This window comes from Variovorax sp. GW821-FHT10D07 (assembly GCF_059415325.1).
The window spans coordinates 664,347-690,029 of the sequence record NZ_JBWKMZ010000003.1 but is presented as its reverse complement, the minus strand read 5'-3'; the positions used below and the strand labels follow the sequence as shown (position 1 = coordinate 690,029).

The 25,683-nt window shown below is 67.8% G+C and carries 24 protein-coding genes; 11 read left to right on the top strand and 13 right to left on the bottom strand.

Annotated features, from left to right (window positions below; all coding sequences use genetic code 11):
* Positions 1-59: 59 nt before the first annotated feature.
* The 9 genes from lexA (at position 60) to AC07PU_RS13585 (ending at position 9,528) form a co-directional block, all read left to right on the top strand.
* Positions 60-734 carry a transcriptional repressor LexA gene (gene lexA, locus AC07PU_RS13625; RefSeq protein WP_057596370.1) on the top strand — a complete coding sequence of 225 codons (675 nt, stop codon included), beginning with the start codon at positions 60-62 and terminating at the stop codon, positions 732-734.
* Between the two features lie 177 nt (positions 735-911).
* Positions 912-1,295: a hypothetical protein gene (locus AC07PU_RS13620; RefSeq protein WP_296784620.1), complete on the top strand. Its 384-nt coding sequence runs from the start codon at positions 912-914 to the stop codon at positions 1,293-1,295.
* 255 nt (positions 1,296-1,550) lie between these two features.
* Complete coding sequence (locus tag AC07PU_RS13615; RefSeq protein WP_093342231.1) at positions 1,551-2,558, top strand: D-2-hydroxyacid dehydrogenase family protein; 1,008 nt, start codon at positions 1,551-1,553, stop codon at positions 2,556-2,558.
* A 4-nt stretch (positions 2,559-2,562) separates the two neighbouring features.
* On the top strand, positions 2,563-3,720 hold the full coding sequence (locus AC07PU_RS13610) for an MFS transporter (RefSeq protein WP_296784624.1): 1,158 nt from the start codon (positions 2,563-2,565) through the stop codon (positions 3,718-3,720).
* A 168-nt stretch (positions 3,721-3,888) separates the two neighbouring features.
* Positions 3,889-5,409: a 3-hydroxyacyl-CoA dehydrogenase gene (locus AC07PU_RS13605; RefSeq protein ID WP_495318089.1), complete on the top strand. Its 1,521-nt coding sequence runs from the start codon at positions 3,889-3,891 to the stop codon at positions 5,407-5,409.
* Positions 5,410-5,417: 8 nt separating this feature from the next.
* Positions 5,418-6,197: an oxepin-CoA hydrolase, alternative type gene (locus tag AC07PU_RS13600; RefSeq protein WP_203201183.1), complete on the top strand. Its 780-nt coding sequence runs from the start codon at positions 5,418-5,420 to the stop codon at positions 6,195-6,197.
* Between the two features lie 77 nt (positions 6,198-6,274).
* Complete coding sequence (locus AC07PU_RS13595; RefSeq protein ID WP_093342235.1) at positions 6,275-6,994, top strand: Crp/Fnr family transcriptional regulator; 720 nt, start codon at positions 6,275-6,277, stop codon at positions 6,992-6,994.
* A 1-nt stretch (position 6,995) separates the two neighbouring features.
* A complete protein-coding gene (locus AC07PU_RS13590) occupies positions 6,996-8,084 on the top strand; it encodes a phosphotransferase (RefSeq protein ID WP_495318086.1) in 1,089 nt (362 codons plus the stop codon).
* A 172-nt stretch (positions 8,085-8,256) separates the two neighbouring features.
* The gene (locus tag AC07PU_RS13585) at positions 8,257-9,528 is read left to right on the top strand and encodes an acyl-CoA dehydrogenase family protein (RefSeq protein WP_093342238.1); all 1,272 of its coding nucleotides are present in this window, start codon (positions 8,257-8,259) and stop codon (positions 9,526-9,528) included.
* A gap of 70 nt (positions 9,529-9,598) precedes the next feature.
* On the opposite strand, the gene AC07PU_RS13580 is transcribed toward AC07PU_RS13585, so the two are convergent.
* From AC07PU_RS13580 to AC07PU_RS13560, 5 genes are all read right to left on the bottom strand, one after another.
* Positions 9,599-10,081 carry a GNAT family N-acetyltransferase gene (locus tag AC07PU_RS13580; protein WP_495318084.1) on the bottom strand — a complete coding sequence of 161 codons (483 nt, stop codon included), beginning with the start codon at positions 10,079-10,081 and terminating at the stop codon, positions 9,599-9,601.
* Complete coding sequence (gene glmM, locus AC07PU_RS13575) at positions 10,078-11,415, bottom strand: phosphoglucosamine mutase (protein WP_495318082.1); 1,338 nt, start codon at positions 11,413-11,415, stop codon at positions 10,078-10,080. Before glmM ends, AC07PU_RS13580 begins: the two co-directional genes overlap by 4 nt.
* A 76-nt stretch (positions 11,416-11,491) precedes the next feature.
* A complete protein-coding gene (gene folP, locus AC07PU_RS13570) occupies positions 11,492-12,346 on the bottom strand; it encodes a dihydropteroate synthase (RefSeq protein ID WP_495318080.1) in 855 nt (284 codons plus the stop codon).
* Positions 12,347-12,417: 71 nt separating this feature from the next.
* Positions 12,418-14,340 carry an ATP-dependent zinc metalloprotease FtsH gene (ftsH, locus tag AC07PU_RS13565; protein WP_057591678.1) on the bottom strand — a complete coding sequence of 641 codons (1,923 nt, stop codon included), beginning with the start codon at positions 14,338-14,340 and terminating at the stop codon, positions 12,418-12,420.
* 160 nt (positions 14,341-14,500) lie between these two features.
* Positions 14,501-15,163, bottom strand: a complete 663-nt coding sequence (locus AC07PU_RS13560) for an RlmE family RNA methyltransferase (RefSeq protein WP_093342245.1) — start codon at positions 15,161-15,163, stop codon at positions 14,501-14,503.
* Between the two features lie 87 nt (positions 15,164-15,250).
* Between AC07PU_RS13560 and AC07PU_RS13555 the strand changes: the two genes are divergently transcribed.
* Together AC07PU_RS13555 and AC07PU_RS13550 are read left to right on the top strand one after the other, a co-directional pair.
* Entirely contained in the window at positions 15,251-15,730 is a 480-nt protein-coding gene (locus tag AC07PU_RS13555) for a YhbY family RNA-binding protein (RefSeq protein ID WP_093342246.1), read from the top strand.
* A 41-nt stretch (positions 15,731-15,771) separates the two neighbouring features.
* The gene (locus AC07PU_RS13550; RefSeq protein ID WP_296801314.1) at positions 15,772-16,491 is read left to right on the top strand and encodes a glycosyltransferase; all 720 of its coding nucleotides are present in this window, start codon (positions 15,772-15,774) and stop codon (positions 16,489-16,491) included.
* A 13-nt stretch (positions 16,492-16,504) separates the two neighbouring features.
* Here the strand turns inward: AC07PU_RS13550 and AC07PU_RS13545 are convergent, their stop codons facing one another.
* From AC07PU_RS13545 to lpxB, 8 genes are all read right to left on the bottom strand, one after another.
* Positions 16,505-16,924, bottom strand: coding sequence for a DUF4149 domain-containing protein (locus AC07PU_RS13545; protein ID WP_093342249.1), 420 nt, complete (start codon positions 16,922-16,924; stop codon positions 16,505-16,507).
* An 11-nt stretch (positions 16,925-16,935) separates the two neighbouring features.
* A complete protein-coding gene (greA, locus tag AC07PU_RS13540) occupies positions 16,936-17,415 on the bottom strand; it encodes a transcription elongation factor GreA (protein ID WP_057591673.1) in 480 nt (159 codons plus the stop codon).
* Positions 17,416-17,479: 64 nt separating this feature from the next.
* Positions 17,480-18,349 (bottom strand): Kdo hydroxylase KdoO, encoded by an 870-nt coding sequence (gene kdoO, locus AC07PU_RS13535; protein ID WP_495318076.1) that lies wholly within the window; start codon positions 18,347-18,349, stop codon positions 17,480-17,482.
* Positions 18,350-18,357: 8 nt separating this feature from the next.
* Positions 18,358-21,606 carry a carbamoyl-phosphate synthase large subunit gene (gene carB, locus AC07PU_RS13530; protein ID WP_093342252.1) on the bottom strand — a complete coding sequence of 1,083 codons (3,249 nt, stop codon included), beginning with the start codon at positions 21,604-21,606 and terminating at the stop codon, positions 18,358-18,360.
* Complete coding sequence (gene carA, locus AC07PU_RS13525; protein WP_093342253.1) at positions 21,599-22,807, bottom strand: glutamine-hydrolyzing carbamoyl-phosphate synthase small subunit; 1,209 nt, start codon at positions 22,805-22,807, stop codon at positions 21,599-21,601. Before carA ends, carB begins: the two co-directional genes overlap by 8 nt.
* 232 nt (positions 22,808-23,039) lie before the next feature.
* Complete coding sequence (locus tag AC07PU_RS13520) at positions 23,040-23,825, bottom strand: TrmH family RNA methyltransferase (RefSeq protein ID WP_495318073.1); 786 nt, start codon at positions 23,823-23,825, stop codon at positions 23,040-23,042.
* Positions 23,826-23,829: 4 nt separating this feature from the next.
* Positions 23,830-24,555 (bottom strand): ribonuclease HII, encoded by a 726-nt coding sequence (rnhB, locus tag AC07PU_RS13515; protein WP_495318071.1) that lies wholly within the window; start codon positions 24,553-24,555, stop codon positions 23,830-23,832.
* On the bottom strand, positions 24,527-25,675 hold the full coding sequence (lpxB, locus tag AC07PU_RS13510; protein WP_203201197.1) for a lipid-A-disaccharide synthase: 1,149 nt from the start codon (positions 25,673-25,675) through the stop codon (positions 24,527-24,529). The genes rnhB and lpxB overlap by 29 nt, the downstream gene beginning before the upstream one ends.
* Positions 25,676-25,683: the final 8 nt, after the last annotated feature.

The window sequence follows — 25,683 nt, the reverse complement described above, 5'->3', positions numbered from 1 at the left end:
TGAAAAACTGGTTAAAAATACAGGTACTGGATGTTCAGCCAGTGCCGCAAGGAACCACCATGCAGTTCGCCGTGAAGCTTACCGCCCGCCAGCAGCAGATCCTCGATCTGATCCAGAGCGCCATTGCCCGTACCGGGGCGCCGCCCACTCGTGCCGAAATCGCGAGCGAGCTGGGCTTTCGCTCCGCCAATGCCGCCGAGGAGCATCTGCAGGCGCTGGCCCGCAAGGGCGTCATCGAACTCGTGAGCGGCACCTCGCGCGGCATCCGCCTGAAGGGCGATGCCCTGCGCTCGCTCGCCGAATCGCGCAACAGCCAGTTCTCTCTGTCGCTGCCCGGTATGGCGCAACTCGCGCTGCCGCTCATCGGCCGCGTCGCGGCCGGCTCGCCGATCCTCGCGCAAGAGCATGTCGACCAGACCTACTACGTCGAGAACACGCTGTTCCAGCGCCAGCCCGACTACCTGCTCAAGGTGCGTGGCATGTCGATGCGCGACGCCGGCATCATGGACGGCGACCTGCTCGCCGTGCAGGCCACCAAGGAAGCGCGCAACGGCCAGATCGTGGTGGCGCGCCTCGGCGACGAAGTGACCGTCAAGCGCCTCAAGCGCAACAAGCAGGTGATCGAGCTCCATGCCGAGAACCCCGACTACCCGACCATCGTGGTCCAACCCGGCGAGCCCTTCGAAATCGAAGGCCTCGCGGTCGGCCTGATCCGAAACACCATGCTGATGTAGGCCTGCCGAGCCGGCCCGGCGGTCTGCATCGCCGAGCCGTTTCGCGGATCCGCATCACGCATCCCCCATCCGGTCGCTGCAGGTGGCGGGCGTATGGCGCTTTGTCGCCATCACCCTGCTGCGCCCGATGACAACGAATCCTGCCTGTGTTCAACCTCAAACCTTCTTGGAGTTCACATGGGAATCGCCCTCCTCACCTTCGTCGATCTTTGGATGCCGCTGCAGTCGCTCGCGAGCCGCTGGTTGCCCGCCCGCCCCGCACACCGTCGCGATGACGACCTGTGCGCCAGCGAGCTGCGCTATGTGTCGGTACGGCCGTCGTGCACGGCACGCGGTGACAGCGGACATAACGCCGTCACGGCCGCAGCCGTCGCGCAGGCGCCTTCGCGTCCGCTGCGGGTGGTGCGCGTCGTCGACCGCCAGCAGGGCGGCGCGCGCAACAGCAACCGCGTCGTGATTTCGGGCCGGATGGCGGATGTGTGCGCCGAGCTCGACCGCCTCGCTGCGCTCGAGGCACTCGAAGCCGCCGCCGTGGCGCCCCGCCCCGTGCACCTGCACTGAGAGCATCGGCCCAGCGTTTCACGCAGTCGCTCGATCACGTGAACGCGCAAGGTCTAGGCTCAGGGGTGTGAAGAAACCATAGCAGCCGGTTTGTTCAACCCTGTCGGGAAGGCAGTGCCGACCTCGCCCCTTTGCCCGCCTTTGCCCCTGCTTCTCCTGCCTTTGCCCCCGTTTTCACCTCTTTCGGGGCCCAGGGGCCGTATCCAAACGTTCAACGGCGCGCCGATTCCATGCTGCGAGGCACAATGGCATGCCATGAATATTGTGATCCTCGACGATTACCAGGATGCGGTGCGCAAGCTGCACTGTGCTTCGAAGCTCGATGCCTACGCAGCCAAGGTCTACACCAACACCGTCAAGGGCATCGGTCAACTCTCGGTGCGACTCAAGGACGCCGATGTGATCGTCCTGATCCGCGAGCGTAGCCAGATCTCGCGCCAGCTGATCGAGAAACTCCCCAAGCTCAAGCTGATCTCGCAGACGGGCCGCGTCAGCAGCCACATCGACGTGGCCGCGTGCACCGAGCGTGGCGTGGCGGTGGCCGAGGGCTCGGGCTCGCCGCAGGCGCCGGCCGAACTGACCTGGGCACTGATCATGTCGGCGATGCGCCGACTGCCCCAGTACATCAGCAACCTCAAGCATGGCGCCTGGCAGCAGTCGGGACTCAAGTCGGCCTCGATGCCACCCAATTTCGGGCTCGGCTCGGTGCTCAAGGGCAAGACGCTCTGCGTCTGGGGCTATGGCCGCATCGGCCAGCTCGTGGCGCGCTATGGCCAAGCCTTCGGCATGCAGGTCGTGATCTGGGGCCGCGAGGCGAGTTGCGCCAAGGCGCGCTCCGACGGCTTCCAGGTGGCGCAGAGCCGCCAGGAGTTCTTCGCGATGGCCGATGTGCTGTCCGTGCACCTGCGGCTCAACGACGAAACCACCGGTCTGATCACGCTCGAGGACCTCTCGCGCATGAAGCCGACCTCGCTGTTCGTCAACACCTCGCGTGCCGAGCTGGTCGAGCCCGATGCGCTGCTCGCCGCGCTCAACCGCGGCCGCCCCGGCCTGGCGGCGATCGACGTGTTCGAGAGCGAACCGCCGCTGCAGGGCCATGCGCTGCTGCGCCTCGAGAACTGCATCTGCACGCCGCACATCGGCTACGTGGAGCAGGAGAGCTACGAGATGTACTTCGGCCAGGCCTTCGACAACGTCGTGAGCTTCATCAAGGGCAACCCCACCAACATCGTCAACCCCGGCGCGTTGCAGGTCCGGCGGTGAAGCCGTGAGCCAGCCGGCGCCACGGGGCGCACTCTGGGCGCTGCTCGCAGGCAACTTCGTGATCGGCACCGGGGTGATGGTGGTGCCGGGCACGCTCAACGAAATCAGTGTTTCGCTCGAGGTCAGTGCCGCCACCGCGGGCCAACTGATCACGGCCGCAGCCTTCGTCACCTGCCTCGGCGCACCGTTGCTCGCGGCCGCGGTGGCCGGCTGGGACCGGCGTCGGCTGCTGGCCCTCACGATGCTCTGGTACGCGGCCTGGCACGCGGTGTCGGTCTTCATGCCCAGCTTCGGCGCCCTGCTGCCCGTGCGCATGCTCGCGGTGATCGCACCGGCCATCTTCACCCCCCAGGCCGCCGCCTGCGCCGGCATGCTGGTGCCGCCCGAGCAGCGCGGGCGCGCGGTCACCTTCGTCTTCCTCGGCTGGTCGATGGCCTCGGTGCTGGGCCTGCCCATCGGCGCGCTGATCGGCGGCCATTTCGGCTGGCGCGCGGCCTTCCTCGCGATCTCGGCGCTCAGCGTCGTGAGCGCGGTCTCGGTATGGCTCACGCTGCCCGGCGGTATCCGGCCGGCGGCGCTCACGGCCGCGGCCTGGGCCCGCGTGCTGCGCAGCCCGGTGCTGATGGGCATCGTGTCGATCACCGCGTTGCAGGGCGCGGGCCAGTTCGTGCTGTTCAGCTACTTCGGCCCGATCCTCAAGCAGCGCTTCGGCGCCGATGCCACGGCGCTGAGCCTGATGTGGGGCTGGTTCGGCGTCTGCGGCCTGCTGGGCAACATGGTCGTGAGCCGCATCATCGACCGCGCGGGCGCCGGTCGCATGGTGCTGGCGACCACGGGCCTGATCGCATTGAGCCTGGCGCTCTGGCCGCTGGCGGACAGCCTGTTCTGGATCGCGGTGGTGGTCTCGCCCTGGGGCCTGGGCTGCTTCTCGACCAACTCGGCCCAGCAGGCGCGGCTGGTGGGCCTCGCGCCCGCGCTGGCGCCGGGCTCGGTGGCGCTCAACAGCTCGGGCATCTACATCGGCCAGGCCTTCGGCGCCGCGCTCGGTGGCTGGCTGCTGGCGCGCGACGCCATGCACTGGATGAGCTGGGTCGGGCTCGCGCTGCTGCTGGTCGCCATCGTGCTCAGCGTGAGCATCGACCGCAGCCGCCGGCCAGCCTGAACGGCGCGGCAAAACCCCGTCGCGCCGGCGCCCGCATGCCTCCCCGAGAAACACCGGGGAAACCCTTCTCCCGCCAGACTGCAAAATCGCTGCTGCAGCGGCCGGCGTGCGCGCACGCGCGGGCGGCCCGCCCGATACCTCTCAACCTTTGAAAAACCCCAGCCACACATGACAGTGAACTACACCCGGATCGGCGTCGTCGGCGCCGGTGCCATGGGGCGCGGCATCGCCCAGATCGCGGCCCAGGCCGGCAGCGAGGTACTGCTGCTCGACAGCTTCGAGGGCGCCGCGGCGCGCGGGCGCGAAGCCATCGTCGCCCAATGGAACAAGCTGCACGAGAAAGGCCGCATCGACGAGGCCACGCGCGACGCCCAGATCGCGCGCGTACGGATCGCCGAGTCGGCGCAGGCACTGGCCGGCTGCGACCTCGTGATCGAGGCCGTGGTCGAGAACCTCGAGGTCAAGCGCAAGCTGTTCGCCGAGCTCGAAGCCATCGTCGCGCCCGGCGCCACGCTGGCCACCAACACTTCCTCGCTCTCCGTGACCGCGATCGCGGCCGGCCTCAAGCACCCCGAACGCTTCGCGGGCTTCCACTTCTTCAACCCGGTGCCGCTGATGAAGGTGGTCGAGGTGGTGGCCGGCTTCAAGACCGCGCCCGAGGTCTGCAGCCGGCTCGCGGGCTATGCCACGCGGATGGGCCATAGCGCGGTGCAGGCGCAGGACACGCCCGGCTTCATCGTCAACCACGCCGGCCGCGGCTACGGCACCGAGGCGCTGCGCATCGTGGGCGAAGGCGTGGCCGACTTCGTGACCGTCGACCGCATCCTGCGCGAGCAGGCGGGCTTCCGCCTCGGCCCCTTCGAGCTGCTCGACCTGACCGCGCTCGACGTCTCGCACCCGGTGATGGAATCGATCTACCGCCAGTACTACGACGAGCCGCGCTACCGCCCGAGCGTGATCACCGCGCAGCGCCTCGCGGCCGGCGCGCTGGGCCGCAAGACCGGCGAAGGTTTCTACCGCTACGAGGACGGCGCGATGCAGCAGACCCCTGAGGCACCGGCGCCGAAGCTCGATACGCTGCCCGCCGTGTGGGTCTCGCCGCGCGCCGCGCGCCGCGCCGAACTGCTGCGCCTGGTCAACACGCTGGGCGCCCAGATCGACAGTGGCGCCTCCGCCGCGCCGCAATCGCTGATCCTGGTCGCGCCGCTGGGCTTCGACGTCACCACGGTCGCGGCCGTCGATCGCCTCGATGCCACGCGCACCGTCGGCATCGACATGCTGATCGACGACGCCGCCAGCAAGCGCCGCGTGCTCGCCACCAACCCAGCCACCCGGCGCGACATGCGCGACGCCGCGCATGCCCTCTTCGCGCGCGACGGCAAGGCCGTGAGCGTGATCCGCGACAGCGGCGGCTTCGTCACGCAGCGCGTGATCGGCACCATCGTCAACATCGCGGCCGACATGTGCCAGCAGCGCGTGTGCACGCCGGGCGACCTCGAGACCGCGGTGCAGCTCGGCCTCGGCTATCCGCGCGGCCCGCTGGCCATGGGCAACCTCTACGGACCGACCAACATGCTCGAGGTGCTGTTCAACATGCAGACCGTCTACGGCGATCCGCGCTATCGCCCGAGCCCGTGGCTGCGTCGCCGCGGCGCGCTGGGCCTGAGCCTGCTGCACGAGGAAGAGTGAGCCGCGACATGACCGCCGAACTCAAGAGCACGAGCGAAGGTCGCACCATGGTGCTGACGATCGCCAACCCCAGCCAGCGCAACGCGCTCGGTCCCGAGATCTATGCCGCCGGCATCGAGGCGCTCAACGGCGCCGAGAACAGCAGCGAGATCCGCAGCGTGGTCATCGTGGGCGAAGGCCCGTGGTTCTGCGCCGGCGGTTCGCTGCAGCGGCTGCAGGCCAACCGGCAGCGCGAGCGCTCGGTGCAGGCCGAGAGCATCGAGGGGCTGCACAACTGGATCGATTCGATCCGCACCTTTCCGAAGCCGGTGATCGCGGCCGTCGAGGGACCGGCCGCGGGCGCGGGCTTCTCGCTCGCGCTGGCCTGCGACTTCGTGGTGGCCGCGCGCGACGCGGTGTTCGCCGCCTCGTACAGCAACGTCGCGCTGTCGCCCGATGGCGGGCTGAGCTGGCATCTGGCGCAGATGCTGCCGCGCCAGCTCGCGAGCGAATGGCTGATGAACGGCGAACGCATCGGCGCCGAGCGCCTGCATGCGCTGGGCCTGGTGAACACGCTGAGCGATCCGGGCCAGGCGCTGGCCGGTGCGCTCGCGCTGGCGGCCAAGCTCGACGAGCGCGCGCCCAACTCGCTCGCGAGCATCAAGGAACTGCTGAGCGAAGGCCGCGGCGCCACGCTCTCGTCGCAGCTGAGCCAGGAGCGCGACCACTTCGTGCGCAACCTGCACCACGCCAATGCCGGCATCGGCATCGCCGCATTCCTCGAGAAGAAGAAGCCCCAGTACGAGTGAGTACGCGTGACGGGCAGCGGCGCTTCGCGTCGCTCCCGTGACAACCCTACGCCTTTCAGTCGCCGACAGGACAGACCATGGACGACCCCATTCTTACCATCGAAGAACGTGAAGCGATCAACAGTGGTCGCTGGTTCTCTTCCCTCTCCCCTTCGCTCAGGCACGACATCCTCCGATGCGCATTCGTCAGACGGTACAAGGACGGCGACCTGATCGCCGCGCGCGGCGATCCGCCCGAGCACTGGATCGCCTGTGCCAGGGGCGCGGTGCGCGTGAGCTCCACGGCCGTCTCGGGCAAGCAGGTGACGCTGACCTACGTGGAGCCGGGCATCTGGTTCGGCGACGTGGCGATGTTCGACGGGGACCGGCGCACGCACGATGCCTATGCGCATGGCGACAGCACCATCCTGTGCGTGGCGCGCGCCGACTTCCAGAAGATCCTGGCCGCGCACGTCGAGCTCTACGAGGCGCTGATGCGCCTGCAGGCACGGCGCATCCGCACGCTGTTCGGGCTGGTGGAAGACCTCAACACATTGCCGCTGCGCGCGCGGCTCGCCAAGCAGCTCATCCACCTGGTGCGCAGCTACGGCGTGCCCAACCTGGACGACGGCAGCCAGATGCGCATCGGCCTGCAGCTGGCGCAGGAAGAACTCGCGCAGCTGCTGGGCGCCTCGCGCCAGCGCGTGAATCAGGAACTCAAGACCATGGAACGCGAGGACATCATCCGCATCGAGCCGGCCGGACTGGTGGTGCTCGATCGCGCGGCACTGATGCGCGTCTCGGAATCGGATCGATAGCATGAGCCAGGATTTTTCGAACTTCGTCGGCACCCGCGCGGTGTCGCAGCAGCACGCCTTCGACGTCGACGCACTGTCGGCCTGGCTCGAGAAGAACCTCGAGGGCTTCAAAGGTCCGCTCACGGTCGAGATGTTCAAGGGCGGCCAGTCCAACCCGACCTACAAGCTGGTCACGCCCACGCAGAGCTACGTGATGCGCGCCAAGCCCGGCCCGGTCGCCAAGCTGCTGCCCTCCGCGCATGCGGTGGAGCGCGAGTTCAAGGTGATGAGCGGCCTGGCGGGCACCGACGTGCCCGTGCCGCGCATGCACTGCCTGTGCGAGGACGAGGCCGTGATCGGCCGCGCCTTCTACGTGATGGAGTTCATGCAGGGCCGCGTGCTCTGGGACCAGTCGCTGCCGGGCATGGGCAATGCCGAGCGCAGCGCCATCTACGACGAGATGAACCGCGTGATCGCGGCGCTGCACACGGTCAAGTACGCCGAGCGCGGTCTCGCCGACTACGGCAAGCCCGGCAACTACTTCGAGCGCCAGATCGGCCGCTGGAGCAAGCAGTATGTGGCCTCGATCACGCAGCCCATCCCCGAGATGGACAAGCTCATGGAATGGCTGCCGGCGCACATGCCCGCGAGCGCGCGCGACGAGAACATGACCTCGATCGTGCACGGCGACTTCCGGCTCGACAACCTGATGTTCCACGCCACCGAGCCGCGCGCGATCGCGGTGCTCGACTGGGAGCTGTCGACGCTGGGCCATCCGCTGGCCGACTTCAGCTACCACTGCATGTCCTGGCACATCTCGGGCGCGACCTTCCGCGGCATCGCGGGCCTCGACCACGCGAGCCTGGGCATCCCGACCGAGAGCGAATACATCCGCAAGTACTGCGAGCGCACCGGCCTCACCACGCCCGAGGCGCTGGCGCCCGACTGGAACTTCTACCAGGCCTACAACCTGTTCCGCATGGCCGCGATCCTGCAAGGCATTGCCAAGCGGGTCGAGGCCGGCACCGCATCGAGCGAGCAAGCCGTGGCCTCGGGCCGCGGTGCCCGTCCCATGGCCGAAATGGCCTGGCAATTCGCGCAGCGAGCATGAGCCTCCCGGCCTTTCACGTCGCCCCCCGGCATGTGATCCGCCGCCCCTCGCGGGGGAGGCCCGGCCCGCTCGTGCGCTCACGAAACGCACAACGCACCCTGTGCGCACACGGCCGTACCGGCGGCTAGGCACCACCCAAGCCGCCCGCCCTTCACCCCCAACGGAGACCCCCATGGATTTCGAATACTCGGCCAAGACCAAAGACCTCCAGAAGCGCGTTAGCGCCTTCATGGACGAGCACATCTATCCCGCCGAAGCCGAATACAGCGCCGAACTCGCGGCCAACACGGCAGCCGGCAAGCGCTGGACCGCGCTCAAGACCGTCGAGAAGCTCAAGGACAAGGCCAAGGCCCAGGGCCTGTGGAACCTGTTCCTGCCGGTCGACAGCGCGGCCGCCTCGGGCTACGACGGCGCCGGCCTCACCAACCAGGAATACGCGCCGCTGGCCGAGATCATGGGCCGGGTGCCATGGGCGTCTGAAGCCTTCAACTGCTCCGCGCCTGACACCGGCAACATGGAGACCATCGCTCGCTACGGCTCCGACGCCATCAAGGCACGCTGGCTCAAGCCGCTGCTCGAAGGCCAGATCCGCTCGGCCTTCGCGATGACCGAGCCCGACGTGGCCTCGAGCGACGCGACCAACATCTCGACGCGCATCACGCGCGAGGGCGACGAGTACGTCATCAACGGCCACAAGTGGTGGATCTCGGGCGCCGCCGATCCGCGCTGCGCCGTGTTCATCACGATGGGCAAGAGCGATCCCGAGGCGCCCAAGCACTCGCAGCAAAGCATGGTGATCGTGCCGGCCGACGCCAAGGGCATCCGCATCGTGCGCCCGCTCAACGTGATGGGCTACGACGACGCGCCGCACGGCCACGTCGAGATGTACTTCGAGAACGTGCGCGTGCCGGTGGACAACATCCTGCTCGGCGAAGGCCGCGGCTTCGAGATCGCCCAGGGCCGCCTCGGCCCCGGACGCATCCACCACTGCATGCGCCTGATCGGCCTGGCCGAGCGCGCGCTCGAGCTGATGTGCCGCCGCGCTTCGTCGCGCGTGGCCTTCGGCAAGACCGTGGCTTCGCAGACCGTGACGCAGGAACGCATCGCCGAGGCGCGCTGCAAGATCGACATGGCCCGCCTGCTCACGCTCAAGGCCGCCTGGCTCATGGACGTGGCCGGCAACAAGGTCGCGAAGAACGAGATCGCGATGATCAAGGTGGTGGCGCCCTCGATGGCCTGCCAGGTGATCGACTGGGCCATGCAGGTGCATGGCGGCGGCGGCATGTGCGACGACTTCCCGCTCGCCTACGCCTATGCCGGCGCGCGCACGCTGCGCTTCGCCGACGGTCCGGACGAGGTGCACCGCAACGCGATCGCCAAGTGGGAGCTGGGCAAGTACGCCCCGGGCAAAGCCGAGGCCGAGATGCCAGTCACGCGCTTCTGAGCGAGCGCTTTCCCAAAAGCAAAGGGCGCGATCTTCGCGCCCTTTTTTTTCTGCCGCCCGTGAAGAAAACTCAGAGTTTCTTCTGCATGAACATCGCGCTGCCGAAGGCCGGGTCGAGCTGGTAGTCGGCGAAGCCTTCGCGCTCGTAGGCCTTGCGCGCGGACACGTTGCCCGACAGCACCTCGAGCGTGAGCTTGCAGGCGCCGCGCGCGCGGGCCTCGTGCTCCACCTTTTCGAGCATGCGCTGCGCGAGCCGCTGGCCGCGGTGGCTGGGCGCCACGACCACGTCGTGCACGTTCACCAGTGGACGGCAGGCGAAGGTCGAGAAGCCTTCCACGCAGTTGATCAGTCCGACCGGTTGGCCGTTGTCGTAGGCAAGCACGCTGAAGGCCTGCGGCCGGGCCGCGAGCGCGGCCGGCAGGTCGGCGCGCACCTGCGCGCTCAGGGGCGTGCCGCCACCGGCCGGATCGCGCGCATAGCCATCGAGCAGTTCGACCAGCGCCGCGGCCTGCGCGGCATCGCGGTAGTCGGCGAGCACGACCTCGATCGTCACTTCGCGCCTTCCACCGTGGCCACGAGGCGCCTGGCGCTGGCCTCGGCCACCTGCGCGTCGCGTGCCTCGACCATCACGCGCAGCAGCGGCTCGGTGCCGCTGGCACGGATCAGCACGCGGCCGGCGTCGCCGAGCTCCGCCTCGATGCGCTTCGTTTCGCTGGCCAGGGCCGCGTTGTCCTTCCAGTTCTGGCCAGGCGAAAGGCGCACGTTGATCAGCGTCTGCGGGAACAGCGTCACGCCTTCGAGCAGCTGCGCCACGCTCTTGCCGCTGCGCACGCAGGCCTGCAGCACCTGCAGCGCGCTCACGATGCCGTCGCCGGTGGTGTGGCAGTCGAGTGCCAGCAGATGGCCCGAGCCCTCGCCACCCAGCAGCCAGCCGTGTTTCTCGAGTTCTTCGAGCACGTAGCGGTCGCCGACCTTGGCGCGCACGAACTCGATGCCCTGCCCGCGCAGCGCCACCTCGACCGCCTTGTTAGTCATTAGCGTGCCGACCACGCCGGCCGGCTTGTTGCCGCGCGCGATGCGCTCGGCCACCATCAGGTAGAGCAGCTCGTCGCCGTTGAAGAGGCGACCGCTGGCATCGACAAGCTGAAGCCGGTCGGCATCGCCATCGAGCGCGATGCCGTAGTCGGCCTTCTGGGCCGTCACGGCGGCGATCAGAGCCTCGGGGTGCGTGGCACCGAAGCCGTCGTTGATGTTGAGGCCGTCGGGCGTGCAACCGATGCTCTGTACCTCGGCGCCCAGCTCGTGGAACACGTCGGGCGCCACCTGGTAGGCCGCGCCATGGGCCGCGTCGATCACCAGCTTCAGGCCGCGCAAGGTGAGGTCGTTGGAGAAGGTGCTCTTGCAGAACTCGATGTAGCGGCCGGCCGCGTCGTTGAGGCGGCGCGCCTTGCCAAGGCCGGCCGACTCGGCCCAGACCGGGTCTTCCTCGAGCGCGGCTTCCACCGCGAGCTCCCATTCGTCGCTGAGCTTGGTGCCCTGCGCGCTGAAGAACTTGATGCCGTTGTCGGGGTAGGCGTTGTGGCTCGCGCTGATCACCACGCCGAGGCTGGCGCGCTGCGCGCGCGTGAGATAGGCCACGCCCGGGGTCGGCAGCGGGCCGAGCAGCACCACGTCGACGCCGGCCGAGTTGAAGCCCGATTCGAGCGCCGACTCGAGCATGTAGCCCGAGATGCGGGTGTCCTTGCCGATCAGCACGGTGGGCCGGGCCTCGGTCTTCTTGAGCACGCGCCCCACCGCATGCGCGAGGCGCAGCACGAAGTCGGCGGTGATCGGCGAACGACCGACGGTGCCACGGATGCCATCGGTGCCGAAGTACTTGCGAGTCATGTTCTTGTCTTTGCTTTGGATGTTTGAAGGAATATTTCTGGGGAAACCTGGCCCGGCTGCCGTGGCGATCCGATGGCTATGCGGCGGCCTTCATCGCGCGCCAGACCGCGAGCGCGGCGACCGTGTCGCGCACATCGTGCACGCGCACGATGGCAGCACCATGATCGACCGCGAGCAGGGCGGCGGCCACGCTGGGCACCACACGCTGCGCGGCCTGCTCGATCCCGGTGACGGCACCGATCGAGGACTTGCGCGACCAGCCCAGCAGCAGCGGATGGCCCGCGCCGAGCAGCTCGCGCTGCCGGGCGAGCAGCGCGAAATTCTGCGCCACGGTCTTGCCGAAGCCGATGCCGGGGTCGAGCGTGATGCGTTCGGGCGCAATGCCGAGCGCGCCCAGGGCGTCGAGCTGCACGCGCCAGAAGTCCAGCACCTGCGGCACGACCTCGCCGTCCATCGGCGCGGCCTGCATGGTCTGCGGATCGCGGTGCATGTGCATCAGGCAGATGCCGCACGAGGGATGCGCGGCGACCGCCTCGCGCGCGCCCGGCTGGCGCAGCGCCCAGATGTCGTTGACGATGTCCGCGCCGAGATCGAGCACCGCGCGCATGACCTCGGGCTTGTAGGTATCGATGGAGATCGGTACGTCGAGCTTCACCGCCTCGCGCACCACCGGCAGCACGCGCGCCAGCTCGGCTTCGAGCGGCACGGCAGGACTGCCAGGCCGGGTGGATTCCCCGCCGATGTCGAGGATGTCGGCGCCCTCCTCCAGCAGTTGCTCGCAATGGCGCAGCGCGGCCGCGGTGGAGGCGTGGGCGCCGCCGTCGGAGAAAGAGTCGGGCGTGACGTTCACGATGCCCATCACGCGCGGCTGCGCGAGGTCGATCGTGAAGCGGGAGGTCTGCCAGACGGACATGGTCGGAAGCATCGTCATGCGGCTGCGACGGCCCGAACATGGAAAACGGGGCCTGAGGCCCCGTTGCTGTTTGATGCCAGACGCACTTCTCAGGCGGCGGTCGGCGAAGGTTCCGGATTCACGGCCGGCGTGCCGCCGTTGCCGCCACCGTTGCTGCCCGAGGGGGGCGTGCGCGGCGTCCAGTCCTTGGGCGGGCGCGGCTCCTTGCCGGCCATGATGTCGTCGAGCTGCTCGGAGTCGATGGTTTCCCATTCGAGCAAGGCCTTGGCCATGGCGTGCATCTTGTCGCTGTTCTCTTCGATCAGGCGACGCGCCAGCGCGTACTGGTCGTCGATGATGCGGCGCACCTCGGAGTCGACCTTTTCCATGGTCTGCTCGCTCATGTTCGTGGTCTTGGTGACCGAGCGGCCCAGGAACACTTCGCCTTCGTTTTCGGCGTAGACCATCGGGCCGAGCGCATCACTCATGCCGTACTTCATGACCATGTCACGCGCCAGGTTGGTGGCACGTTCGAAGTCGTTGCTCGCGCCGGTGGTCATCTGGTGCATGAACACTTCCTCGGCGATGCGGCCGCCGAACAGCATGCTGATCTGGTTCAGCATGTATTCGCGGTCGTAGCTGTAGCGGTCCTGCGCCGGCAGGCTCATGGTCACGCCGAGGGCGCGGCCGCGCGGAATGATCGTGACCTTGTGGACCGGGTCGCACTTGGGCAGCAGCTTGCCGATGAGGGCGTGGCCAGACTCGTGGTAGGCCGTGTTGCGGCGCTCTTCCTCGGGCATGACCATGCTCTTGCGCTCGGGGCCCATGAAGATCTTGTCCTTGGCCTTCTCGAAGTCCTGCATCTCGACCACGCGCGCATTGCGGCGGGCGGCCATCAGGGCGGCTTCATTGCAGAGGTTGGCCAGGTCGGCACCCGACATGCCGGGCGTGCCGCGCGCGATCACGCTCGGGTTCACGTCCTGGCCCAGCGGGACCTTGCGCATGTGCACGCCGAGGATCTGTTCGCGGCCGCGGATGTCGGGCAGCGTGACATAGACCTGGCGGTCGAAACGGCCCGGACGCAGCAGCGCGGCGTCGAGGATGTCGGGGCGGTTGGTCGCGGCCACGACGATCACGCCGAGGTTGGTTTCGAAGCCGTCCATCTCGACCAGCATCTGGTTGAGGGTCTGCTCGCGCTCGTCGTTGCCGCCGCCGAGGCCGGCGCCGCGCTGGCGGCCCACCGCGTCGATTTCGTCGATGAAGATGATGCAGGGCGCGTTCTTCTTGGCGTTCTCGAACATGTCGCGCACGCGGGCCGCACCCACGCCGACGAACATTTCGACGAAGTCGGAACCCGAGATCGAGAAGAACGGAACCTTGGCTTCGCCGGCGATCGACTTGGCCAGCAGGGTCTTGCCGGTGCCGGGTGGGCCGACCAGCAGCAGGCCGCGCGGAATGCGGCCGCCGAGTTTCTGGAAGCGCTGCGGATCCTTGAGGAAGTCGACGACTTCGCGCACCTCTTCCTTGGCCTCGTCGCAGCCCGCGACGTCGGCGAAGGTGACGGTGTTGTTGTTCTCGTCCATCATGCGCGCCTTGCTCTTGCCGAAGCTGAAGGCACCGCCCTTGCCGCCGCCCTGCATCTGTCGCATGAAGTAGACCCACACGCCGATCAGCAGCAGCATCGGGCCCCAGCTGACCAGCAAGGTCATGAGCAGGGAGCCCTCCTCGCGCGGCTTGACGTCGAACTTGACGTTGTTGGCGATCAGGTCGCCGACCAGGCCGCGGTCGAGGTAGGTGGCCGTGGTGCGGATCTTGCGGTCGTCGTTGGTGATCGCGACGATCTCGCTGCCGCCCTGGCCTTCCTGGATCGTGGCGCTCTTGATGCGGTTGCCGCGAACTTCCTCAAGGAAGTCCGAATAACCGATATTGCCTGCGCCGGCGGCGCCGCGGGTGTCGAACTGCTTGAACACAGTGAACAACACCATCGCGATGACAAGCCAGACGGCAACCTTGGAAAACCACTGATTGTTCAAACGAAGCTCCAGTCGAAAGCGCGTGACGGGAAGATGAAAATACGCGCTTGGGTACGCAGTTGCGCCCCATTTTAGGCTTTTCAAGCTGCGAAAAGCTCGGATTTCCCTAAAGCAGCCATAGCCTGACAAGGGTTTGGGCGGTTTTCGGTATCAACGCGTATCAGACGCCGGTTTTCAGGCCGATTCCGACCATAAAGGTCTCGGACGATCGGTCGCGCGAAGCCTTCGGTTTGAACGGCTTCACGATGCGGAAATGGGCCTTGAAGAGCTTCACGAGCTGGTCGTAGCCGCTGCCGTGGAACAGCTTGGCCACCAGCGCGCCCTCGGGCTTGAGGTGGTGCTGCGAGAAATCGATGGCCAGCTCGATCAGGTGGGCGATCCGCGCCGCGTCGGCCGACTCGATGCCCGAGAGGTTGGGCGCCATGTCCGACACCACCACGTCGGCCTTGCGGCCGCCCAGCGCCTCGGTGAGCTGCGCCAGCACGCTGTCCTCGCGGAAGTCGCCCTGCAGGAAGTTCACGTCCTCGATCGGCTCCATCGGCAGGATGTCGATCGCCACGATGGTGCCCTCGAGCGCCCCCGTGGCGGCCCCGCCCGGCGACATGCGCCGGCGCACGTACTGGCTCCAGGCGCCGGGCGCCGACCCGAGGTCGACCACCAATTGGCCGGGCTTGATGAGGCCCAGCGCCTCGTCGATTTCCTTGAGCTTGTAGGCCGCGCGGGCGCGGTAGCCCTCCTTCGTGGCCAGTTTCACGTAGGGATCGTTGATGTGGTCGTGCAACCACGCCTTGTTGACTTTGTTGGGCTTCGCCTTGGTGCTCATGGATTGGCCTGGGTGCCGGGCCCCGGTTTCTTCGGGGGCCGGCGGCTCGGCTCGTGGAGGTGCTGATCTACGTCCGATAATACGGGGATGCCCGCCATTCAACTTACCCCTGCCGAGCGCAAGGTGCACCGCGCCGAAGCTCACCACCTGGATCCGATCGTCATGGTCGGTGGCGACGGGCTCACCCCTGCCGTGAAGAAAGAGGCCGATGCGGCCCTCAAGGCCCACGGCCTCATCAAGGTGCGCGTCTTCTCCGACGACCGCGCCGCGCGCGAAGCGATGCTGCAGGAGCTGGCCGACGAGCTCGATGCCGCCCCGATCCAGCACATCGGCAAGCTGCTGGTGCTGTGGCGTCCCAAGCCCGAGAAGGAACGCGTCGTCGACGAGGACCGCATGCCCGGCCCGCGCGACGTGAAGATCGTCAAGTACAGCAAGCGCGGCGGCCAGCGCCCCGAGATCAAGACCCTGCGCGTGCTCGGCAACCAGCGGCTCACGCCCGGCGGCACGATCAAGCGCGCCAAGGCCAAGCGCCCGTTGTCGGCCAAGAAGCGCAACCAGGCGGACTGAGCTTGGCGCCAGCACAGGGCGCCACGCGCCATATCCTCTGCATGAAGTGGGGCACCAAGTACGGCCCCGAGTACGTCAACCGCCTCTACGCCATGGTGCGCCGCCACCTGAGCGGCGATTTCCGCTTCGTCTGCCTGACCGACGACGGCCAGGGCGTGCGGCCCGAGGTCAGCTGCCTGCCGATCCCGCCGCTGAACCTGCACCTGGCGCCGGGCCAGCGCGACGGCGCCTGGAAGAAGCTGACGACCTTCGAGGCCGACCTGCATGGCCTGCGCGGCACCGCCCTCTTCCTCGATCTCGACGTGGTGATCGTCGGCAGCCTCGATGCCTTCTTCGAGCACCCCGGCGACTTCCTGATCATCCGCGACTACGACCGCTTCTGGCGGCGCGGCCGCATCACCGGCAACTCCTCGGTCTACCGCTTCGAACTCGGTGCGCATGCCGACGTGCTCGGCTATTTCCGCGATCATCTCGACGAGGTGCAGGCCCAGTACCGCAACGAACAGACCTACCTGTCCGACGTGCTGCACAAGCAGGGCAAGCTGGCCTACTGGCCCGACGGCTGGTGCCCGAGCTTCAAGTACCACGGCATCCCGGCCTGGCCCTCCAACTACTGGAAGGCGCCGTTCGTGCCGCAGGACGCGCGGATCATGGTGTTTCACGGCGAGGTCAACCCGCCCGATGCGCTCGCCGGCCGGCGCAACCGGCGCTTTCGCTACATCCGCCCGGCGCACTGGGTCGCCGAGCACTGGACCGAATAGGTCTTTCCCGGCTTCAGCGCGGCCGCTGGCCGCCGCTCATGCGCCAGAGCAGCACGCTGGTACACAGCCACTGCACCAGGTACATCCCGCTGCCCACCGAGTGCCAGAGCTTGAGGTTGTCGCGCGCCACGATGCGCGGCGCCACGGCGTACTGCTGCAGCAGCGCGAGCAGCATGGCGGCCAGCACCAGGAACAGGGCCGTCAGCACCGGCGGGGTCATGCCGTCGTCGGCTTTGGCGCGGAAATGGATCAGCAGGATGAGCCCGCACAGCAGCGCGATCCAGCTCTGGGCCTCGAACAATTGCGCCGCGAAGTTGCCGGCCACCGAGGGATTGCCGAGCCGCGCGAACAGCATCGGCACGACGAGAAAACCGATGGTCGTGAGGCTGCCCCACCAGAGGGCTGCCAGCATCAGCGCGACACGGTCTTTCATCGCGATGCCGCTCAGAGGTAGCTGACCGCCACGATCTCGTAGCGCTTGAGGCCGCCGGGCGTCTGCACCTCGACGCTGTCGCCCTCTTCCTTGCCGATCAGCGCGCGCGCGATCGGGCTCGACACGTTGATCAGGCCCTGCTTCAGGTCGGCTTCGTCCTCGCCCACGATCTGGTACTTGACCGGATCGCCGCTGTCCTCTTCCTCGAGCTCGACCGTGGAGGCGAACACCACCTTGCCGCCGGCATCGAGCTCGGTCGGGTCGATCACCTGCGCGGCCGAGAGCTTGCCCTCGATCTCGATGATGCGGCCCTCGATGAAGCCCTGGCGGTCCTTGGCGACTTCGTACTCGGCGTTTTCGCTGATGTCGCCCTGGGCGCGTGCCTCGGCGATGGCATTGATGATCGCGGGCCGCTCCACCGTCTTGAGACGGCGCAGTTCGTCGCGCAGCTTCTCCGCGCCGCGCTTGGTGATGGGGATGGTTGTCGCCATATATCGTTCTCCATAAAGCGAAACCGCCGAACGCTGCCGTTCGGCGGTCGATGGGGGAAGGCTCTCAAACGAGAGGTCGTCCGGTCAGCCGGCTCAGGATGGCGAGCGGGCTCGAAGCGGGATTGTATTGCTTCGCCGCGTCCAGGTGCAGGGTCTGTTCGAGCATGTACTGCCCGGCCATCACCGCGTGCGAGGTCTGGTCGGAGAAGCACACCCAGACCGAGCCTGGCGGGAATTCGGCGTTCTCCTGCGGCGAGGTCTTCTGGTAGTCGAGGTCCGACTTCATGCCGTCGTGCAGCTGCAGCATGAGGTGGTCGTATTCGCTGCGGAAGGACTTGGTCACGTGCAGCGCCTGCAGCAGCCTGGCCTGCCAGCGCGCATAGGGCTTGGCGCGCGGCAGGAAGCGGCGCGCGATGTCCTCGAAGGGCTCGCCCACGCGCCACACGCGCGGCGCGCCGTCGGGATTGACGTTGGTGAACACGCGCAGGATGCGCTCGCCGTAGTTGGGCCGCGAGGGAAAGGCGTCGACATGCAGCCGCCGGTCGTCGGCGCGCCACGACTGCACGCGCGTCTCGACCTGCGCCGGGCGGTAGCTGGTGGGCGCGAGCCGCAGCGCGGGCGTGTAGTGCGGCAGCAGCCCATGGATGAGCTGCTGCGCCTGCGCGCGAAAGCGCCCGACCATGCCGGCCGCGAGCCGTTGCACCGCCTCGTCGCCCACGGCGCCCTTGAGCTTGCCGTTGGCGTCGAGGCTGATGTTGCGCACGTCGGGCGACAGCAGCGCGGGCGTGAGCAGCGCGCGTTCCGGCGGCAGCAGCTCGAAGCCCAACCGCGGAAAGTACAGCACCTTGCCGGCCTCGAGTTCCGCGATCCACGCCTCGTTGGGCGTGGCCGCGTTCCAGTCGTTCAGTGCCAGTTCGACGAGCTGCGTTTCCATGGCGAGGCTCAGGCCGTGGCCAGCTGCGCGTGCATCTCCTGCACCGAGATCACGTCGAGGTCGTCCATGTAGCGCATGCCTTCGACCGCGGCTTCGGCGCCGAAGATCGTGGTGAAGGTGGTCACGCGCGCCAACAGCGCCGAGGTGCGGATCTGGCGCGAGTCGGTGATCGCGTTGCGGCGTTCCTCGACCGTGTTGATGACCAGCGCGATCTCGTTGTTCTTGATCATGTCCACGATGTGCGGGCGGCCTTCGGTCACCTTGTTCACCGTCGCGCATTCGATGCCCGCGGCATTGATGGCCGCGGCCGTGCCCTTGGTCGCGATCAGCACGAAGCCGAGCTGCGACAGGCCGCGCGCGACTTCGACCGCGCGCGTCTTGTCGTTGTTCTTCACCGAGATGAAGACCTTGCCCGACTTCGGCAGGTGCGTGCCGGCGCCGAGCTGCGACTTCACGAAGGCCTCGCCGAAGGTCTTGCCCACGCCCATCACCTCGCCGGTCGACTTCATCTCGGGGCCGAGGATGGTGTCCACGCCTGGGAACTTGACGAACGGGAACACGGCCTCCTTCACGCTGAAGTACGGCGGCGTGACTTCCTTCGTCACGCCCTGCGACGCGAGCGACTGGCCGGCCATGCAGCGGGCCGCCACCTTGGCGAGCTGAATGCCGGTGGCCTTGCTGACGTAGGGCACGGTGCGCGAGGCGCGCGGGTTGACTTCGAGCACGTAGATCGCGTCCTTGCCGTCCTTCTGCTGGATCGCGAACTGCACGTTCATCAGGCCGACCACGTTCAGCGCCTTGGCCATCGCGGCGCTCTGGCGCTTGAGCTCGGCCACGGTCTCGGCCGACAGGCTGTAGGGCGGCAGCGAGCAGGCGGAGTCGCCCGAGTGCACGCCCGCCTGTTCGATGTGCTCCATCACGCCGCCGATCAGGGTCTGGCCCTCGGCGTCGCGCAGGCAGTCGACGTCGCACTCGACGGCGTCGTTGAGGAAGCGGTCGAGCAGCACCGGCGAGTCGTTGCTGACCTTGACCGCCTCGCGCATGTAGCGCTCGAGGTCGCGCTGCTCGTGCACGATTTCCATCGCACGGCCGCCGAGCACGTAGCTCGGGCGCACCACCAGCGGATAGCCGAGGGCCGCGGCCTTCTCGAGGGCTTCGGCTTCGGTGCGCGCGGTGGCGTTCGGCGGCTGCAGCAGCTGCAGTTCGTGCAGCAGCTTCTGGAAGCGCTCGCGGTCTTCGGCCGCGTCGATCATGTCGGGCGAGGTACCGATGATCGGCACGCCGTTGGCCTCGAGGTCGAGCGCGAGCTTCAGCGGCGTCTGGCCGCCGTACTGCACGATCACGCCGACCGGCTTTTCCTTGTCGACGATCTCGAGCACGTCCTCGAGCGTGAGCGGCTCGAAGTACAGGCGGTCCGAGGTGTCGTAGTCGGTCGACACGGTCTCGGGATTGCAGTTGACCATGATGGTCTCGTAGCCATCCTCGCGCATCGCGAGCGCGGCATGCACGCAGCAGTAGTCGAACTCGATGCCCTGGCCGATGCGGTTCGGACCGCCGCCGAGCACCATGATCTTCTTCTTGTCCGTCGGATCGGCCTCGCACTCGTCCTCGTAGGTCGAGTACATGTAGGCGGTATTGGTCGCGAACTCGGCCGCGCAGGTGTCGACGCGCTTGTAGACCGGGCGCACGCCCAGGGCGCGGCGCTTCTCGCGAATGGCCGTGTCCGTGGTCTTCAGCTGCTTGGCGAGCCGGCGGTCGGAGAAGCCCTTCTTCTTCAGCGCGAGCAGCGTGTCCTTGTCGATGTCGTCGAGCGACTTGGTTTCCAGCTCGAGCTCGATCTTCACGATCTCCTCGATCTGCACCAGGAACCACGGGTCGATCTTGGTCAGCGCGAACACTTCGTCCACGCTCAGGCCCATCGCGAAGGCATCGCCCACATACCAGATGCGCTCGGGTCCGGGCTCGCCCAGTTCCTTCTCGAGCACTTCACGGTCCTGCGTCTTCTCGTTCAGGCCGTCGACGCCCACCTCGAGGCCGCGCAGGGCTTTCTGGAACGATTCCTGGAAGGTGCGGCCCATGGCCATCACCTCGCCCACCGACTTCATCTGCGTCGTCAGGCGCGAATCGGCCTGCGGGAATTTCTCGAAGGCGAAACGCGGGATCTTGGTGACCACGTAGTCGATCGAGGGCTCGAACGACGCGGGCGTGGCACCACCGGTGATCTCGTTGCGCAGTTCGTCGAGCGTGTAGCCCACGGCCAGCTTGGCCGCGACCTTGGCGATCGGGAAGCCGGTGGCCTTGGAGGCCAGCGCCGACGAACGCGACACGCGCGGATTCATCTCGATGACGACCATGCGGCCGTCCTTCGGATTGATGGAGAACTGCACGTTCGAGCCGCCGGTGTCGACGCCGATCTCGCGCAGCACGGCCAGCGAGGCGTTGCGCAGGATCTGGTATTCCTTGTCGGACAGCGTCTGCGCGGGTGCCACGGTGATCGAGTCGCCGGTGTGCACGCCCATCGGGTCGAGGTTCTCGATCGAGCAGACGATGATGCAGTTGTCGGCCTTGTCGCGCACGACTTCCATCTCGTACTCTTTCCAGCCGAGCAGCGATTCCTCGATCAGCAGCTCGTTGGTCGGCGAGGCTTCGATGCCACGCTTGCAGATGGTCTCGAACTCGTCCGGGTTGTAGGCGATGCCGCCGCCGGTGCCGCCGAGCGTGAAGCTGGGACGGATCACGGTCGGGAAGCCGAGCGTCTTCTGCACGGCCCAGGCTTCGTCCATCGTGTGCGCGATGCCCGAGCGCGCCGACCCGAGACCGATCTTGGTCATCGCGTCCTTGAACTTCAGACGGTCCTCGGCCTTGTCGATGGCTTCGGGCGTGGCGCCGATCAGCTCGACCGGCTTGCCGGTGGCCGCGCCCTGGTACTTGTCGAGCACGCCGTTGCGCCAGAGGTCGAGCGCGCAGTTCAGCGCGGTCTGGCCGCCCATGGTCGGCAGGATCGCGTCGGGGCGTTCCTTGGCGATGATCTTCTCGACCGTCTGCCAGGTGATCGGCTCGATGTAGGTGACGTCGGCCGTGGCCGGGTCGGTCATGATCGTCGCGGGGTTGCTGTTGATCAGGATGACCTTGTAGCCCTCCTCGCGCAGCGCCTTGCACGCCTGCACGCCGGAGTAGTCGAACTCGCAGGCCTGGCCGATGATGATCGGGCCGGCGCCGATGATGAGGATCGATTTGAGGTCTGTGCGCTTAGGCATGCTCTTTCTCCGTCTTTTCCGTATTGTTCTTTTCCATGAGTGCCGTGAAGCGATCGAACAGGTAGCCGATGTCGTGCGGGCCGGGCGAGGCTTCGGGGTGGCCCTGGAAGCAGAACGCCGGCTTGTCGGTGCGGGCCAGGCCCTGCAGCGTGTTGTCGAACAGGCTCACGTGCGTGGGGCGCAGGTTCGCCGGCAGCGACTTCTCGTCGACCGCGAAGCCGTGGTTCTGGCTCGTGATGCTGACGCGGCCGCTGTCGAGGTCCTTGACCGGGTGGTTCGCGCCGTGGTGGCCGAACTTCATCTTGAAGGTCTTCGCGCCCGAGGCCAGCGCCATGATCTGGTGGCCCAGGCAGATGCCGAAGGTCGGGATGCCGGTCTCGATCAGTTCCCTGACCGCGCTGATCGCGTAGTCGCAGGGCTCCGGGTCGCCGGGACCGTTGGCCAGGAAGATGCCATCGGGCTTGAGCTTGAGCACATCGGCCGCGGGCGTCTGGGCCGGCACCACGGTGATGCGCGCGCCGCGCTGGGCGATCATGCGCAGGATGTTCTTCTTGACGCCGTAGTCGAAGGCCACGACGTGGAAGCGCGGCGTGATCTGCACGCCGTAGCCCGGCTTGCCGTTCGAGTTGGCGAGCTTCCACTCGGTCTCGGTCCATTCGTAGGTCTGCTGCACCGACACCACCTTGGCGAGGTCGAGGCCGGCCATGCTCGGCGCGGCCTTGGCGGCGGCGATGGCCTTGTCGATCAGCGCCTGGGTGACCGCTTCCCCTTCGGCCAGTCCCAGGATGCAGCCGTTCTGCGCGCCATGCGTACGCAGGTGGCGGGTCAGCTTGCGGGTATCGATGTTGGCGATGGCGACGGTCTTGCCTTCCACCAGGTACTGCGACAGCGTCGCGGTATGGCGGAAGTTGGAGGCGATCTGCGGCAGGTCCCGAATGATGAGGCCCGCGGCATGGATCTTGTCGGCTTCGATGTCCTCGGGATTGACGCCGTAGTTGCCGATGTGCGGATACGTGAGCGTCACGATCTGCTGGCAGTAGCTCGGGTCGGTGAGGATTTCCTGGTAGCCGGTCATCGCGGTGTTGAACACCACTTCACCGACGGTGGAGCCGGTGGCTCCGATCGAGTTGCCTTGAAAGACCGTGCCGTCTGCGAGCGCCAGGATGGCGGGCGGGAAACTTCCCTTGAGAGACAAAAGCACTGGGTTCTCCGGATGGTTACGGTCGCCCGGCATCCAGGGCTTTGAAGCCTTGGGACTGCTGCTTAAGGGGAAGATGGCGTGGAATGCGGCCGGGCGACGCTGATTTGCGAGTAAGCCCCCGATTGTAGCCCGGCGGCCGTCGCCTCTTGCCTCGCGGGGCATGAAGATTCGCTTGCCCGTACACCAGCCATGCGTCAATGGCATGAACCCGGCGGGCAACTGAGAATGTTTCTTATCTTTTCAGGGTGGCCGCGCCGCTGGCGTGCAGGCAGATGGCGGCGGCCGCCGCCACGTTGAGCGACTCCTCGCCCCCGGGCTGCGCGATGCGGATGTGGTGCGTGGCCAGCGCCTCGAGCGCGGCCGACACGCCCTGCCCTTCATGGCCCAGCAGCCAGGCGCAGGGATGCGGCAGTTTCGCCTCGTGCAGCCAGTCGCCGCGGTGCGAGCTGGTGGCGACCAGCGGCACCGCCAGCGCCTCGAGCGCGGCGGCATCGACGCCCTCGATCAGCCGCAGGCCGAAATGGGCGCCCATGCCGGCGCGCAGCACCTTGGGCGACCAGAGCGCCGCCGTGCCCTTGAGCGCGATCACCTGCTGGAAACCGAAGGCCGCGGCACTGCGCAGCACGGAGCCGACGTTGCCGGCGTCCTGCAGCCGGTCGAGCACCACGGTCGGCGCCTCGGGCAGCACCGCGGGCCGCTCGGGCAGGTCAAGCAGGAAGCCCATCGGCGCCGGCGATTCCAGCCCGCTCGCCGCCTTCAGCAGCTCGTCGTCGACGACCACGGTCTTGGCGGCATCGCGCGACCATTCGGCCGGTGCCTGCGGCCAGAACGACAGCGAGAACACGGCCAGCGCCGGCGTCACGCCGCGCGCCAGCGCCGCGCGGCACAGATGGTCGCCTTCGAGCCAGATACGGCCCAGCTTGCGGTAGGCGCCCGGATCCTGCGCCAGCTTGCGCAGGTCCTTGAGCAATGGGTTGTCGCGCGAGCTGATGCGGCTCGGGCCGGCGGGCGTGGTCATCGGATCAGGGCGCCGGACGCAGTTCGATGGCCACGACCTGGGTCTGCACCGACACAGCGGGCAGCGGCGATTCGACCTGGGCGACCTGAACGACCGGCACCGCCGGCGCCATGCGCGCCAGCGCGGCCGCCACCGGACTGAACGAGCGCCGGTGGTGCACGCAGGCGCCATGCTGCAGCAGGGCCTCGAGATGCTCGGGCGTGCCGTAGCCCTTGTGGCCCGCGAAGCCGTAGTGCGGAAACTCCTGGTGCAGCTGCTCGCAGAGCCGGTCGCGGTGCACCTTGGCCAGGATCGACGCGGCCGAGATCGCCTTCACGCGCGCGTCGCCCTTGACGATGGCCTCGGCCAGCACGTCGAGCTGGGGCAGCCGGTTGCCGTCCACCAGCACCTTGGCCGGCTTCAGGCGCAGGCCCTCGACCGCGCGGCGCATCGCCAGCATGGTCGCCTGCAGGATGTTGTGGGTGTCGATCTCCTCCACGCTGGCCTGCGCGATCGAGCAGCACAGCGCCTGGGCCATGATCTGGTCGTGCAGGCGCTCGCGCTGCAGCGCGGTCAGGGTCTTGGAGTCGGCCAGGCCGCGGATCGGGCGCTGGTCGTCGAGGATCACGGCCGCGGCCACCACCGGCCCGGCCAGCGGACCGCGTCCCGCTTCGTCCACGCCCGCCAGCAGGCCGGGCGCGTCCCAGGCCAGGGGCGCCTGTTCAGCCTTCAAGAACTTTCTGGATCGCATCGGCGCACAGTGTCGGCGTATCGCGCTGCAGTTGCACGTGGAGTTCGGCGAAACGCGCCTCGAGCGCGCGCACCCGCTCGGGCGCGTCGAGCCATTCGAGCGTGGCCTGGGCCAGCGCCTCGGGTGACGCGGCTTCCTGCAGCAATTCGGGCACCACGAAGTCGCGGCACAGGATGTTGGGCAGCCCGACCCAGGGCTGGAGCTGCTTGCGCTGCATCATCCGCCACGAGAGGCTGTTCATGTTGTAGGCGATGACCATCGGCCGCTTGAACAGCGCCGCCTCGAGCGTGGCGGTGCCGCTGGCGATCAGCGTGACGTCGCAGGCGGACAGCGCGGCATGCGACTGGCCGTCGAGCAGCGTCACCGCGTCGCCCAGGCCGCTGGCCTTCAGCAGCGCCTCGACCTCGGCGCGCAGGCCCGGCAGGATCGGCGCCACGAAGCGCAGCGCGGGCCGCGCCTTGCGCATCAGCGCGGCGGCCTCGAAGAAGCGGGCCGCCAGGTAGCGGACCTCGGAGCGCCGACTGCCCGGCAGCAGCGCCACCACCTGGGCGTCGGGCGCGAGGCCCAGCGAGGCACGCACCGCCGCGCGGTCGACCGTCATGGGAATCACGTTGGCCAGCGGATGCCCGACGTAGCTCGCCTGCACGCCCTGCGAGGCCAGCAGCTCGGGCTCGAACGGGAAGATGCACAGCACGTGGTCGGCCGCGGCGCGGATCTTCTCGATGCGCTCGGGCCGCCAGGCCCAGATCGACGGGCAGACGAAGTGCACCGTCTTCATGCCGCGGCCGCGCAGGCCGGCCTCGAGGTCGAGGTTGAAATCGGGCGCGTCGACGCCAATGAAGAGCTCGGGCCATTCGCGCAAAAGCCGCGCCTTGAGCTGGCGCCGGATGCCGGCGATCTCGGCGTAGTGGCGCAGCACTTCGATGTAGCCGCGCACCGCGAGCTTTTCCTGCGGCCACCAGCTCTCGAAACCGTGCGCTAGCATGCGCGGGCCGCCGATGCCGGCGGTTTGCAGGCCGGGCCAACGCGCGGTGAGGCCGTCGAGCAACAGCCCGGCCAGCAGGTCGCCGGATGCTTCGCCGGCGACCAGCGCGAAGCGTCGCTGCCCGTTGGATGTCATCGCAGGAG